This is a genomic window from Salipaludibacillus sp. CF4.18 (assembly GCF_051262595.1).
Lineage (GTDB): Bacteria > Bacillota > Bacilli > Bacillales > Salisediminibacteriaceae > Salipaludibacillus > Salipaludibacillus neizhouensis.
In genome coordinates, this window is the sequence record NZ_JBIMEV010000151.1 from 1 (window position 1) to 673 (window position 673).

Genomic DNA, 673 nt, shown 5'->3' on the forward strand with positions numbered 1-673 from the left:
TAATTTAAAACGATGTAGATTGTACGGCACCGACGCAAAGGCACGTTGAACTAACCCAGCGGTCTTGTTAGGTCCTGCACTGTGTCCAATAATTTCTCGGTTATATAAGTCTACTAAAACACAGATATAGTGCCATTTTTGATTGACACGAACGTAGGTTAAGTCACTCACAATTACATTGAGTTCTTCCTCTTGGTTGAATTCTCGATTTAATGTATTTCCAACTTCAGATTCGTTACAAGACGTACGAAATGGCTTAAATTGAGCGACAGTATACTTTGAAACAAGTCCCTGTTCTTTCATGATTCTCCCAATACGACGTCGAGAAACCGTCCACTTCTTCTTTTCTAGTTCGATCTTAATTTTTCGTTGACCAAAGTTATCTCGGCTTTCCTTGAATATATTTAAGATTAATTCCGGTAATTCTTCGTCTTGTTTGTATCGAATTTTCGCTTCATAATAATACGTACTTCGGGCAAGTTGGAGGACGTTGCACATTGCTGATACCGAGTATTTGTGGGTGTTGTTTCGAATCACATCTACTTTCGTCCCATGATCAGCGCGGCTTGCTTTAAAATATCATTCTCCATGGCTAGCTTTTGATTCTCTTTCCGCAACCTGATCATCTCTTCCTGTTCAGGCGAACGGTTGTCCTTTTCTTCAAATGATCCGC

General features: G+C 39.8%; 1 pseudogene. It reads right to left on the reverse strand.

Annotated features, from left to right (window positions below):
• A pseudogene (locus ACHABW_RS25920) lies at positions 1-673 on the reverse strand (IS3 family transposase); the annotation flags it as partial.